Origin of the sequence: Bradyrhizobium sp. CB1717 (assembly GCF_029714325.1) — a bacterium.
Lineage (GTDB): Bacteria > Pseudomonadota > Alphaproteobacteria > Rhizobiales > Xanthobacteraceae > Bradyrhizobium.
On sequence record NZ_CP121666.1, the window covers coordinates 5,562,702 to 5,574,578 of the forward strand.

Consider the following 11,877-nt stretch of genomic DNA (forward strand, 5'->3'; position numbering starts at 1 on the left):
GCCTCTCCTTATTGCTTCTTGATACGATCGGACGGGCGCAGCGCGCGGTTGGCACAGGCAATCAGCGTGTCGGCTTCGCTACGTGGATCGGCGCGATCACGCCCCGACAGAAAGGCGCGGCAAAAAATCTGCGCCGGGCCGATCAGCTGGCTGACGAACATCACCGGCGTCATCGGCAGAAGCTCGCCATTTGTGACCAGCGGCGCGCGCCAGCGCTCGATGCCCTCGGCAAGCCGCGCATTCTGCGCGCGCTGGGCATCGCGGACGTCCTCGCCCCAGTCGTTGCGCGAGATCTCGAAGAGATAGCGCGCCTCGCGCCGGCTGGTGACGACCCAGTCGAGGTGCGCGCGGATCAGGCGATCGATGCCCTGCTCGGCATCGGGAACAGGGTCGAGCGCCGCCAGCACCGCGGCGTGATAGTGCCTTAGCACCTCGAGGAACAGCGCGCCGGCCAGTTCCTTCTTCGAGCTGAACGCGTGAAAGAAGCTGCCGTTGGAGGCGCGCGCTTTGCTGCGGATCGCCGCCACCGTCGCGCCGTCAAAACCGACGCGATCGAACACGGCGAGCCCCGCCGCCAACAGATCGTCACGCACGCTGGCCGTCATCGACTCCTCCTGGAGCAACACTCTAGAGTATTGCTCCAATTGCGGTCAAGACGACGCGAAGGCCGCGATGACGCGGCCTTCGCAAGTTGATCGCAGGATGTGGGGCTTACCGCGAGATCGGCGGGGTCGGCGGGCCGGAGGATTCCACCGCCGGCGGGGCCACAGCGGTCGCGGTCGCGGGCGCCGGCTCCTGCGGCCTGGCCGCCGGTTCGGAGCTTGCGGCAGGCGCAGCCGGCTTGGGAGCCGCCTCTTCCGCCGCCTTGGGCGCGGCCGGCTCGGCGGGCTTTGCGGCGGCCGGCGGAGCCGGAGTCACCTGCGGCACCGGATCGCGCGGCTCGACCTTGGCGGTATCAGGCTTGGCCTCGGCGGGCTTGCTGTCGGACTTGGCTTCACCGGAGTCCACCTTCGCAGTCTCGGGCTTGGCGTCCGCCTTTGGCTCGCTCTTCTTGTCTTCAGTGGCCGGCGCAGCGGCATCGACCTTCGCTGCGTCTTCGGTCCCGGGCTTGCCGCGACGCTTAGCCTTCCGTCCCTCTGGCGCCGGCTGGCTCTCGGGCTTGGCACCCTCCTCGGCAGGCCGCGCGGCACGCTTCTGGCGCCCCTCAGCGGGTGGAGTTGCGCCCTCGCCCTCCGGCGTGGCGGCCTCCTGGGAGCGCTGACGGCGGCCCTGATGTTCGGGCGTCTGGCCTGGTGCCGTGGCGGCTTCCTTCTCCTTGGCACCGTCCCTCTTGCCGTCCTTGGCCTGGTAGCGAGTGTCGGTGGCACCGTTGGAGACGAGATAGGAGGCGAGGACGCCCGCCATGTCCGGGCTCGTGGTGTAGTGCTGGCGCAGGAAGCCCGGCAGCGAGCCCGGCGCCACGGACTTCAGCAGCCCGCGCGGGCTCTTGTGGCAGGCATTGCAGGTCTGCGCGAAGAGCTGGGACGGGGTCTTGCCGGCCTCGAGGTTCGTCGCCTGCGCAAGGACGGCATCGGTCGCACCGAAGCCGATCAGAAGCAATACCGTCGCGAGGCTAAGCGCTCGGCTCGACATTCCCATCATCTCCATTGATTTTCCGCGCAGCCGGCAATCCGGCGCGCCAGCGGGTCACCTTTTAGCGGATTGAGCCGCGAATGGAAGCAGCTGCCCGCGCAAGGATGTGGTTAAGCGCTTTTCGAATATCCGCATTGAACACAACGCAATAGCGGGTCCGGAACACTCTCCCTAAATTTGAATGCAAACGCATAGGAACCCGAGCGGGACCTGAGCGTCAGATGTGAAGACCGGCTTAGTCGCATCTCTTCGGGTTCGCTCGAGAGGAAGGTGTCGATGGACCGTTTGTTGCGTCGATTCTTGTCTCAATTCATCCGCCGCGGGTCGATGACGGTGACCACGCCGGCGGGGTCGAAGTTCACTGTCGGCGACGGCTCTGGCGAGCCGGTCGCGGTGCGCTTCGTCACCCCGGAGGCGGAGCGGAGGATCCTCGTCAATCCCGAGCTCGGGCTTGGCGAGGCCTATATGGACGGCGAGTTCGTGATCGAACGCGGCACCATAGCTGATGCCCTCGCGATCCTGCTCAATCAACCCGACCTATTGCCGCAGTGGGCGAAGCCCTGGTGGCACCTGCGCTACCTGAAGCGGCACCTGAAACAATTCAATCCGCGCTCGCGTTCCCGCGCCAATGTCGCCCATCACTATGATCTCGACGCCCGGCTCTATTCGCTCTTCCTCGACGCCGACAAGCAATATAGCTGCGCCTATTTCGAGACGCAGAACGCGACGCTCGACGATGCACAGCTTGCCAAGAAGCGCCACATCGCAGCAAAGCTGCTGATCAAGCGCGGCCAGCGCGTGCTCGACGTCGGCTCGGGCTGGGGCGGGCTCGGGCTCTATCTCGCCGAGATCGCGGGCGCCGACGTCACCGGCGTCACGCTGTCGACCGAGCAGTTGCAGATCGCCAATGCGCGCGCGGCCGAAAAGGGCCTGACCGGATCGGCCCGATTCCTGCTCCAGGACTATCGCGACATCGAGGGGCCATTTGACCGCATCGTCTCGGTCGGCATGTTCGAGCATGTCGGGGCGAGGTTCTACGACGCCTACTTCCAGCGCTGCGCCGAACTCCTGAACGAGGACGGTGTCATGCTGCTGCACTCGATCGGCCGTTCGCAAGGGCCGGATTCGACCAATCCCTGGATTGCCAAATACATCTTCCCCGGCGGCTACATCCCCGCGCTGTCGGAGGTGCTGCCGGCGATCGAGCGTGCGGGCCTTCTGGTCTGCGACATCGAGATCCTGCGTCTGCATTATGCCGAGACGCTGAAAGCCTGGCGCGAGCGCTTCATGGCCCGGCGCGAGGAGGCGGTTCAGCTCTACGACGAGCGCTTCGCGCTGATGTGGGAATTTTACCTGGCGGCCTGCGAGATGACGTTCCGCAAGCAGGCCATGATGAACTTCCAGATCCAGCTCACCAAGCGTCAGGGCGTGGTGCCGATCACCCGTGACTACATCGCACGCAATGAATCCCGCCTGCGCGCCATCGAAGGCGGCGCCAGGACAAGGCTGAAGCTCGCAGGTGAATAGGTTCTAATGACGCAGCATCGATATCGGGGACGCGCGGAAAGAGGCCGTTAACCCCAATTGCGCCCGCACTTCGTCCAGGATCTCGGGTGCGATCGGCTGGCGGCGCACTTCGGGGCGCTCGGCGTGCTGCATGGCCGCGATCAGCCCGGACAGCCACAGTCGGCTGCCTGCCTCGCTCCGCCAGATCTGCTGCTGCCGTTCTGGCCGCATCGCTCGCCTCGTCTTCCCGTCGCGGGTTGGGACAATCCCCCGCCCGCCTGCCTGTTCCGGCCCTACCCCGAAAGATTCCGGGGAGATGTGATCTGCTTCACATAAGTCTGGTCGGGTCCGGCTTAGACCGTCGCCATGAGCAAAGAGACCCAAACCTCATTTGACGTGCAGGACGACCTCCGCACCGATTACGCCCTGATCGCCACGGGCGTTGGGGCGGCGCTTGTTGCGCTGGTCTACCTCCTGCTGGTCTGAAGCCGAGCCGAAAGCGGCCAGTGCGCGTCATTTCGCGCGCTTCCAGATAGGTCTGCGCGCCAATCCATAAGGTTCATGGTTTCAGGATTTTTCCATGACCAGGGGCGGCTGCCTTTGGGACGGGCGAGTTCCGCCAAAATCCGTCAAGCGCGGCGCGTGCTGCGGCTGCTAATCATCCACCATTTTAACTGAGCGGTTGATAGCGGACAGCTTTCGCTTCCGCTTTGGCTTGAGGCGGCGCTTTATCCCGGGCCCCGCATCTGCCCAAGAAAATTGCTAAGCACGTCCGACCATGGCCCTGACTGATTCGAACGTCCTCAAACTCGCGCCCGAGCCGGGAACTCCCGCCTACCGGAGCGCGCCACATAATATCGAGGCGGAACAGAGCCTTCTGGGCGCGATCCTGGTCAACAACGATGCCTTCTACCGCGTCTCCGACTTCCTGGAGGCGAAGCATTTCTTCGAGCCGCTGCACCAGACCATCTTCGAGACCGCCGGCAGCCTGATCCGCATGGGCAAGATCGCCACGCCCGTGACGCTGAAGACGTTCCTGCCCGCCGATACCGATGTCGGCGGCATGACCATCGGGCAATATCTGGCACGGCTCGCGGCCGAAGCGACCACCATCATCAACGCCCAGGACTACGGTCGCACCGTCTACGACCTGTCGCTCAGGCGCGACCTGATCGGCATCGGCGAGGACATGGTCAATGTCGCGTACGACGCCCCGGTCGATTTCCAGCCACGGGCGCAGATCGAGGACGCCGAGCGAAAGCTCTACGAGCTCGCCGAGTCCGGCCGTTATGACGGCGGCTTCCAGAAATTTTCGCAAGCCTTGGCGGTCGCCGTCGATCTCGCCGCAAAGGCGTTCCAGCGCGACGGAAAGCTGTCCGGCATCTCGACGGGCATGCGCGACCTCGACACCAAGATGGGCGGCTTGCAGCACTCCGACCTCATCATCGTGGCGGGTCGCCCGGGCATGGGCAAGACGTCGCTGGCGACCAACATCGCCTACAACGTCGCCAAGGCCTATGTCGGCGAGGTCCAAGCCGACGGCACCATGAAGGCCGCCAATGGCGGCGTGATCGGCTTCTTCTCCTGCGAAATGTCGGCCGACCAGCTCGCCACGCGTATCGTGGCCGAGCGTACCGGCATTCCCTCCTCCCACATCCGCCGCGGCGGCATCTCGGAAGCCGATTTTGACAAGATCCGGGATGTCTCGATCGAGCTGCAGTCGCTGCCGTTCTATGTCGACGCCACCGGCGGCCTGTCGATCGCACAGCTGATGGCACGCGCGCGCCGACTCAAGCGCCAGAAGGGCCTCGATCTGCTCGTGATCGACTACATCCAGCTGCTGTCCGGTTCAGGCAAGCGCGCCAGCGACAGCCGCGTGCAGGAAATCACGGAGATCACCACCAGCCTGAAGGCGCTCGCCAAGGAGCTCAACGTTCCCGTGATCGCGCTGTCCCAGCTCTCACGCCAGGTCGAATCCCGCGACGACAAGCGGCCGCAACTCTCCGACTTGCGCGAATCCGGCTCGATCGAGCAAGACGCCGACGTTGTGCTGTTCGTTTACCGCGAGGAATATTACCTCGCGATGAAGGAGCCCCGCCCAGGCACGCCTGAACACGAGAAGTGGCAGCTTGACATGAGTCTTGCGCACGGAAAAGCCGAGGTCATCATCGGCAAGCAGCGCCACGGCCCGACCGGCACCGTCGATTTGGCGTTCGAAGCCTCGGTCACGCGGTTCGGCGATCTCGCGCCTGACAGTCAGCTGCCGGCTCGCAGCGGTAACGACTACTGAGTTTCTTGAACCAGACCCGCCTCTTGCGTAAAACGGCGCCATGACAATGGCGTTCGACCCGAAAATGAACCCGCAATCCGGCCTTCTCTCCGCGGAGGCCGATCAGGCTGCCGCGCTCGCTGCCTACGGCGGCGTGCTCACCGTCGATCTCGACGCGATCATCGCCAACTGGCGCAAGCTCGAGAAGACGGCGGTGCCGGCCGAATGTTCGGCGGTGATCAAGGCCGACGCCTATGGCTGCGGCGCCGAGCAGGTCGCGCGCGCGCTGAGCAAGGCCGGCTGCAAGACCTTCTTCGTCGCCACCATCGAGGAAGCGCGCAAGGTGCGCGCGGCCGTGCCGGAGCCCACGATCTACGTGCTCGGCGGCTATTTCCAGAACACCGGCGAGCACTACGCCCAGATCAACTGCCGTCCGGTGATCGGCGATCTCAACGAGCTCGCCGAATGGGACGTGTTCTGCCGCCGCACTGGCTGGAATGGCGGCGCCGCGATCCACATCGACACCGGCATGAACCGGCTCGGGCTGACGCTATCGGAAGCGCAGGCCATCATTCCCCGCATCAACGCCGGCGATCACGGCATCACGCTGGTGATGAGCCATCTGGTCTCGGCCGAGCAGCTCAACAGCCCCGTCAATGCCAAGCAGCTCGCTGCCTTCCGCGCCATCGCCAGCGAATTCTCGGGCGTGCCTGCGGCGCTCGCCAACTCGTCCGGTATTTTCCTCGGCGCCCCCTTCCAGTTCGACCTGGTGCGACCGGGCGCTGCGCTCTACGGCGTCAACCCGACGCCGGAGGCCGACAATCCGATGCAGCAGGTCGTCGACCTCAAGGCGCGCATCGTGCAGATCCGCAACGTCGAGCGCGGCGAGAGCGTGGGCTATGGCGGCACCTGGACCGCGCGCCGGCCGACCAAACTGGCGATCATCGCGGTCGGCTATGCCGACGGCTATTTCCGCGCCGCCAGCTCCAACGACGGCACGCGCGGCGCCGAGGTGATCGTCGCGGGCAAACGCTGCCCGGTCGCGGGCCGCGTCTCCATGGACCTGATCGCGATCGACGTCACCGATCTGCCGCCGAACGCGGTGCGGCGCGGCCACATGGTGACCTTGCTCGGCGAAGGCATCACCGTCGACGAGCTCGCGCATCATTTCGGCACCATCGGCTACGAGGTGCTGACCAGCCTCGGTCACCGCTACGCCCGCGTCTACAAGGGCGGCAACGTGGTCGAGCCGCTGACAAAGCCGGCTCCGGCGGCGGCAGCCGAGCAGCCGCCGCCGATCGCGGAGCCTGCAAGCCCGCCGCCGCTGCCGGGCTAAACCACCCGCACCTACTTCTTCTTCCTGCTGTCCAGCGCTGCCTTGCAGGTCGCGCTGAGCTGGTCGCGCTTGGCGTTGAGACAGGCGACGATGCCGCCGCCCGGCGCGAGGCCGGCGCAGAATTTGTCATAGTCCGCCTTGCACGCGCCGCGCGTTTCGGCTGACTGTGCCGAAGTGACCCCGGAGAACGCGACAACGAATGCAATAGCGGCAAAGCTCAACTTGGACATTGTATCTCCGGAAGACGGAAGGCAGGAGCCGGTAGCTCTACATGAAGATCGCGACATTCAACATCAACAACGTCAACCGCCGCCTGCCCAATCTGTTGGCATGGCTGCGCGCGGCAAAGCCCGATGTCGTCGCGCTTCAGGAGTTGAAGGCAAGTGATGGCGAATTTCCGGCCGCAGCCATCGAAAAGGCCGGCTACGGCGCACTGTGGTGTGGACAAAGAACGTGGAACGGCGTCGCCATCCTCGCGCGCAACACCGAACCGGTGCTCACGCGCGATCGCCTGCCGGGTAACCGCGACGATCACGAAGCCCGTTACATCGAGGCCGCCGTCCGCGGGATCATCGTCACCAGCATCTACCTGCCCAACGGCAATCCGCAGCCGGGGCCGAAATTCGACTACAAGCTCGACTGGTTCGCACGCCTCAAGCGCCACGCAAGGACCTTCATCAAGCAGGACCTGCCGGTGGTGCTCGCCGGCGACTACAACGTCGCGCCGACAGAAATCGACATCTACCCGACGCGCTCGTGGGACAAGGATGCGCTGATCCAGCCCAAGAGCCGAGCAGCCTTTGCTTCACTCGTCGAACAAGGCTGGTGCGATGCGATCCGCGAGCTGCATCCGGAGAAGCGCATCTACACGTTCTGGGACTACAAGCGAAACCGCTGGCCGCGCGATGCGGGGCTGCGGCTCGATCATCTGTTGCTCAGCCCTGCCCTCATGCCACGCCTAGCGAAGACGGGTGTCGACAAGAAGGTCCGTGGCGAGGATGGCGCGAGCGATCATGCGCCGGCGTGGGTGGTGTTGAAGTAGCTGTGATCTCGTAGGGTGGGTTAGCCGAAGGCGTAATCCACCACTTCTGTCTCCGCGGATCCGAACAGTGGTGGATTACGCTTCGCCTATCCACCCTACGAGATCGCGCCCGATCAGCGCCCGTAATACTCCTGCACCGTGTCCCACGCCGCCTTCTGCAAGAGCTGCGTCGTCTCCGCATCGAGCCCCATGTTGTAGGAATTGCCGACCGGCGTGCGGCCGCTCAGCGCGGCGAACGTCACGCACGCCGCAAGATACGTGCCTGCGGGACTCGGATGCCGCTTGTCCGGCGCATAGAGATTGAGCTCGGGCGCAAGCTTGCGCACGCGCGCGAAGGCGAGGCCGGCGGGGATGACGAGCGCATCATTCGCATTACCGGCGGTCGTGTAAGCTTCGGCCAATGCTTCCGTCATCTCAGGCTTGTCGGCATAGGCCCAGGACATGAACAGCACCGGCCGCATGCCGTGGGCGCGGACGATCTCGCTGTCCTTCTTCGCGAAGGTCGTGAACGCGTCCTTCAATTGCGGATGGATCGGGCACTGGCTGCAATCCATCATCACGACGGCGTCGTACTGCCTGCCAGGCTTGTTGAAGATCACGACGTTCTGCTCGTCGAAGGAATAGGCGCCGATGCCGGCCGGCCGCAGCAGATTCTCCATGTCGTGCCAGTCGAGGCCGGAGCCGCCGATCGTGACCATGGTGTTGCGATAGGCGGCCTTGCTCTCGGCATCGGCTGCCCGCTCCATGAAGGTGAGATGTCCAGGCATGCCGTTGTTGTAGTAGAAGAAGCTGTTGCCGACGAACAGCGCGGCCTTGGGGAAGTCGGGTCCGAGCGAAGTGACCTTCGGCTTGGTCTGCGCCTGTGCATTGAAGCCGGCTGCAACGGCCAGACACATTGCAAACACCACTCGCGCAAAAAGACGCATCATGGGTTTCCTCCCCTTTTTCTAGGGGTGGAAACAAACCAGCTTTTCAACCGGGCCTCAAGAGGACGGGCGCGCAGCCGAGAGGCGCGCGCCCTCATGCTCACCACAGATTCTTGCCGTCGATCATGTTCACCGGCACCGCATCGAGATCGAAATCGTCGAACAGGCGCGCGTTCACCGCGACCTTGGGATTGTCGAAATCGGGCTTGCCGCTCGACCAGTCCGGCGATTCCGAAAAGGTGCCGCAGCCGCAACTGGCGCAGAAATGATGTTTGACCGTGCGGCTGCCCCACAGATAGGTCGCGACGTTGTCCACCGGTGACAGCAGGCGAAACTGCGCCGGCGTGTAATAGGCCCACAGCGCCCCGCGCTTGGCGCAGAGCGAGCAGGTGCAGCGCGTGACGCTGGAGGGCGCCTCCGTCACCTCGAACACCGTCTCCCCGCAATGACAGCTTGCCTCGATCGGCATGACCCGCTCTCCCCGTTTGTCAGGAGATGGTCGTAGCCGGCCGCTGCTGCCAACATGCTGTCAGCAGCAAGGCCGCCTCCGCGACTGGAATGTGCGGGGGCGAGCGGTTTCCCAGGTCGGTCCAACAAAAACTCGAAAAACAACCCCATGCACAGTAGCCGGGCCTAATCGATTCAATGCCTTAGCGGACGCTTTCGCGAAGACGCCTTGTCCACTCCCCAGTCGGATAATCCGGGCCCCTTGACCTCCGCGGCTTGGTCATCATACTGGTCTGACCAAGATCAGACCAAACGGGACGGGGGATGGAGCTCAAGCGGACCGCCGAAGGCGAAAAAGGGTTCGAGAAGGTGTTCGCCTTCCTGCGCGAACGCCTGCTTGCGGGCTCGCTCAAGCCCGGCGACCGCCTCATCTCCGAACGCGAGCTGGCCACCCTGCTCGGCGTCAGCCGGCCGATCGTCCGCGAGGCGCTACGCGCCCTCACCGTGCTCGGCATCGTCGAGATCCGCGATCGCATCGGCACCGTGGTGACCCGGCCTGATGTCTCCGTGCTGAATGACTTCTTCACCTTCGCGCTGGCCCAGCAGGCCGACATGCTCGACGACGTCATGCAGGCGCGCGTCGCGATCGAATGCCAGGCGATCCGGCTCGCCTGCGAGCGCGCCAACATTGCCGATTTCGAACGCCTGCAGCGCGCGCTCGCCAAGATCGGAGAGACGATCGACGAGGCCGATGCCGGCGGCATGGCCGACTTCGAGTTCCATCGCGCCATCGTCGTCGCATCGCATTCGGAGACGCTGACGGTGCTGCACTCTTCGATGGCGGGCCTGCTGACACATTCGCATCGCAGCCGCCGCGAGCTGGTGCAGGCCTTCCCGTCGATGAAGACCTATCTGATCGACGACCACCGCCGCATCTTCGAAGCGGTGATCGCGCGCGATCCCGAACGGGCGGATGCGACGCTGCGCAAGCATTTTGCCATCGGCGACGAATACCGCAGGCGCGCCGTCGTCGGCGACATCGACAAGACCAACGCTTCAGGCTGATCGCGGACGAACCAAGAAACTAGCTAAGAAACTAGCCAAGAAACGGATCGATAACATGGGACGGAACGACAAGGGCAAGGTCGGCTTCATCGGCATCGGCACGATGGGCCGCGAGATGGTGCGCAACCTGCTGGTGGCCGGCCACGCGGTCCGCGTCTTCGATCTCAACGAGGCCGCCCTGACCGACAGCGTCAAGGACGGCTCGACGCGCGCCAAGAGTCCCGCCGATGCTGCGGAAGGCACCGATATCGTCATCACCATGCTGCCCGACACGCCCCATGTCGAGGCGACCATCTACGGGGAGCACGGCCTCCTGAAGTCACCGCCGTCAGGCAAGCTGATCGTCGACATGAGCACGATCTCGCCGGTCGCGGTCCGCCGCATCCATGGCGACCTGCAGAAGATTGGCGTCAGCTTCATCGATGCACCGGTTTCGGGCGGGCCAGTCGGCGCCAAGAACGCCGCGCTCTCGATCATGGCCGGCGGCGATGCGGCTGCCTTCGCGCAGGCCGAGCCGTTCTTCCGCGCGATGGGCACGACCATCACCCATGTCGGCGCGTCCGGCGCCGGCCAGACGGTCAAGCTCTGCAATCAGCTGATCTGCGGCATCAACATCCAGGCGATCTGCGAGGCGCTGGCGCTCGGACGCGCTTCGGGCCTCGATCTCAATCTGCTGCGCCGGGTGCTGCTCGGTGGCTCCGCCGCCTCCTGGATGCTCGACAAGCTCGGCCCCGCGATGATCGCGGGCGACGTCTCCGCCGGCTTCCGGATCGATCTGCAGCTCAAGGACCTCCGCCTGGTGCAGGAGCACGCGCAGGCCCTGAACGTGCCCCTGCCCGGCACCGCGCTGGTCACCAGCCAATATGTCGATGCGCGCGCCCATGGCGAAGGCAGCAACGGCAACCAGGCGCTGTTCCGCGTCTATGATCGCATGACCAACCAGACCACCGGCTGAAGCGACGGCGATGAGCCTGCAACTCGACTTTCCCGCAGTGCTGGAGCGTTGGCCGAGTTTTCTCGCCGGCGCCGTCCTCACGCTGGAGCTTGCCGCGTTCGCGACGGTGCTCGGCGCCCTGCTCGGCACGCTCGCGGCGGTCGGACGCGGAACGCATAACGCGCTGATCGCGGGCGCCTGCAAGGCCTATGTCGAGACCATCCGCAACACGCCGCTCCTGGTGCAGATATTCCTGGTTTATTTCGGCCTCGCCAGCCTCGGGCTGAAATTCTCCGCTTTCGCGGTCGCCGTGGCCGCGCTGACCATCAATGTCGGCGCCTACACCGCCGAGATCATGCGCGCCGGCTTCGAGGCGATCCCGCGCGGACAGATCGAGGCGGCCGAAGGGCTGGCGCTGTCGCGGCTCCAGATCTACTGGCACATCATCCTGCTGCCGGCGGTCGAGAAGGTGTATCCGGCGCTGACCAGCCAGTTCGTGCTCTTGATGCTGGCCTCCTCGGTTTGCTCGCAGATCTCGGCCGAGGAGCTCACCGCGGTCGCCAACTACATCCAGTCGGACACCTATCGCGCGTTCGAGACCTACATCATCGTCGCCGTGCTCTACGTCATCCTGTCGCTGGTGATGCGCGCCGGCTTCTGGGGCCTCGGCCTCGTGCTGTTCCCGCGCCGGCGCCGGCTCGGCACGCCGCTGTGAGATGA

General features: G+C 64.9%; 13 protein-coding genes. 7 read left to right on the forward strand and 6 right to left on the reverse strand.

Annotated elements, in window-relative coordinates; translation table 11 throughout:
- Positions 1 to 8 precede the first annotated feature (8 nt).
- Both QA649_RS26535 and QA649_RS26540 read right to left on the reverse strand, forming a co-directional pair.
- On the reverse strand, positions 9 to 605 hold the full coding sequence (locus QA649_RS26535; RefSeq protein WP_283019771.1) for a TetR/AcrR family transcriptional regulator: 597 nt from the start codon (positions 603 to 605) through the stop codon (positions 9 to 11).
- A gap of 106 nt (positions 606 to 711) precedes the next feature.
- Entirely contained in the window at positions 712 to 1,632 is a 921-nt protein-coding gene (locus QA649_RS26540; protein ID WP_283019772.1) for a hypothetical protein, read from the reverse strand.
- 276 nt (positions 1,633 to 1,908) lie between these two features.
- On the opposite strand from QA649_RS26540, the gene QA649_RS26545 reads away from it, so the two are divergent.
- Positions 1,909 to 3,159 carry a class I SAM-dependent methyltransferase gene (locus QA649_RS26545; RefSeq protein ID WP_283019773.1) on the forward strand — a complete coding sequence of 417 codons (1,251 nt, stop codon included), beginning with the start codon at positions 1,909 to 1,911 and terminating at the stop codon, positions 3,157 to 3,159.
- 3 nt (positions 3,160 to 3,162) lie between these two features.
- Here QA649_RS26545 and QA649_RS26550 read toward each other — a convergent pair whose 3' ends face one another.
- Positions 3,163 to 3,369 carry a transcriptional regulator gene (locus QA649_RS26550; RefSeq protein ID WP_283019774.1) on the reverse strand — a complete coding sequence of 69 codons (207 nt, stop codon included), beginning with the start codon at positions 3,367 to 3,369 and terminating at the stop codon, positions 3,163 to 3,165.
- Between the two features lie 547 nt (positions 3,370 to 3,916).
- Between QA649_RS26550 and QA649_RS26555 the strand changes: the two genes are divergently transcribed.
- Together QA649_RS26555 and alr are read left to right on the forward strand one after the other, a co-directional pair.
- Complete coding sequence (locus QA649_RS26555; RefSeq protein WP_283019775.1) at positions 3,917 to 5,428, forward strand: replicative DNA helicase; 1,512 nt, start codon at positions 3,917 to 3,919, stop codon at positions 5,426 to 5,428.
- 46 nt (positions 5,429 to 5,474) lie between these two features.
- On the forward strand, positions 5,475 to 6,743 hold the full coding sequence (alr, locus tag QA649_RS26560) for an alanine racemase (RefSeq protein WP_283026102.1): 1,269 nt from the start codon (positions 5,475 to 5,477) through the stop codon (positions 6,741 to 6,743).
- Between the two features lie 11 nt (positions 6,744 to 6,754).
- Here the strand turns inward: alr and QA649_RS26565 are convergent, their stop codons facing one another.
- Entirely contained in the window at positions 6,755 to 6,973 is a 219-nt protein-coding gene (locus QA649_RS26565) for a hypothetical protein (protein ID WP_283019776.1), read from the reverse strand.
- A gap of 41 nt (positions 6,974 to 7,014) precedes the next feature.
- Between QA649_RS26565 and QA649_RS26570 the strand changes: the two genes are divergently transcribed.
- Positions 7,015 to 7,785, forward strand: a complete 771-nt coding sequence (locus QA649_RS26570; protein ID WP_283019777.1) for an exodeoxyribonuclease III — start codon at positions 7,015 to 7,017, stop codon at positions 7,783 to 7,785.
- A 113-nt stretch (positions 7,786 to 7,898) separates the two neighbouring features.
- Here QA649_RS26570 and QA649_RS26575 read toward each other — a convergent pair whose 3' ends face one another.
- Positions 7,899 to 8,714, reverse strand: coding sequence for a DUF4886 domain-containing protein (locus tag QA649_RS26575; protein WP_283019778.1), 816 nt, complete (start codon positions 8,712 to 8,714; stop codon positions 7,899 to 7,901).
- A 97-nt stretch (positions 8,715 to 8,811) separates the two neighbouring features.
- Positions 8,812 to 9,180, reverse strand: coding sequence for a GFA family protein (locus QA649_RS26580; protein ID WP_283019779.1), 369 nt, complete (start codon positions 9,178 to 9,180; stop codon positions 8,812 to 8,814).
- Positions 9,181 to 9,482: 302 nt separating this feature from the next.
- Between QA649_RS26580 and QA649_RS26585 the strand changes: the two genes are divergently transcribed.
- Genes QA649_RS26585 through QA649_RS26595 form a run of 3 tightly spaced genes read left to right on the forward strand, consistent with a single transcriptional unit; the run spans position 9,483 to position 11,872 of the window.
- Positions 9,483 to 10,223 (forward strand): FadR/GntR family transcriptional regulator, encoded by a 741-nt coding sequence (locus tag QA649_RS26585; protein WP_283019780.1) that lies wholly within the window; start codon positions 9,483 to 9,485, stop codon positions 10,221 to 10,223.
- A 55-nt stretch (positions 10,224 to 10,278) separates the two neighbouring features.
- Complete coding sequence (locus QA649_RS26590) at positions 10,279 to 11,178, forward strand: NAD(P)-dependent oxidoreductase (RefSeq protein ID WP_283019781.1); 900 nt, start codon at positions 10,279 to 10,281, stop codon at positions 11,176 to 11,178.
- Between the two features lie 10 nt (positions 11,179 to 11,188).
- Positions 11,189 to 11,872 (forward strand): amino acid ABC transporter permease, encoded by a 684-nt coding sequence (locus QA649_RS26595; RefSeq protein ID WP_018646064.1) that lies wholly within the window; start codon positions 11,189 to 11,191, stop codon positions 11,870 to 11,872.
- Positions 11,873 to 11,877: the final 5 nt, after the last annotated feature.

Bases quoted from the DNA above. Each gene is read 5' to 3' on its own strand.
- alr (WP_283026102.1), top strand. From the start codon at position 5,475: ATGGCGTTCGACCCGAAAATGAACCCGCAATCCGGCCTTCTCTCCGCG.
- QA649_RS26590 (WP_283019781.1), top strand. From the start codon at position 10,279: ATGGGACGGAACGACAAGGGCAAGGTCGGCTTCATCGGCATCGGCACG.
- QA649_RS26555 (WP_283019775.1), top strand. From the start codon at position 3,917: ATGGCCCTGACTGATTCGAACGTCCTCAAACTCGCGCCCGAGCCGGGA.
- QA649_RS26535 (WP_283019771.1), bottom strand. From the start codon at position 605: ATGACGGCCAGCGTGCGTGACGATCTGTTGGCGGCGGGGCTCGCCGTG.
- QA649_RS26580 (WP_283019779.1), bottom strand. From the start codon at position 9,180: ATGCCGATCGAGGCAAGCTGTCATTGCGGGGAGACGGTGTTCGAGGTG.
- QA649_RS26550 (WP_283019774.1), bottom strand. From the start codon at position 3,369: ATGCGGCCAGAACGGCAGCAGCAGATCTGGCGGAGCGAGGCAGGCAGC.
- QA649_RS26545 (WP_283019773.1), top strand. From the start codon at position 1,909: ATGGACCGTTTGTTGCGTCGATTCTTGTCTCAATTCATCCGCCGCGGG.
- QA649_RS26575 (WP_283019778.1), bottom strand. From the start codon at position 8,714: ATGATGCGTCTTTTTGCGCGAGTGGTGTTTGCAATGTGTCTGGCCGTT.
- QA649_RS26585 (WP_283019780.1), top strand. From the start codon at position 9,483: ATGGAGCTCAAGCGGACCGCCGAAGGCGAAAAAGGGTTCGAGAAGGTG.
- QA649_RS26565 (WP_283019776.1), bottom strand. From the start codon at position 6,973: ATGTCCAAGTTGAGCTTTGCCGCTATTGCATTCGTTGTCGCGTTCTCC.
- QA649_RS26540 (WP_283019772.1), bottom strand. From the start codon at position 1,632: ATGTCGAGCCGAGCGCTTAGCCTCGCGACGGTATTGCTTCTGATCGGC.
- QA649_RS26595 (WP_018646064.1), top strand. From the start codon at position 11,189: ATGAGCCTGCAACTCGACTTTCCCGCAGTGCTGGAGCGTTGGCCGAGT.
- QA649_RS26570 (WP_283019777.1), top strand. From the start codon at position 7,015: ATGAAGATCGCGACATTCAACATCAACAACGTCAACCGCCGCCTGCCC.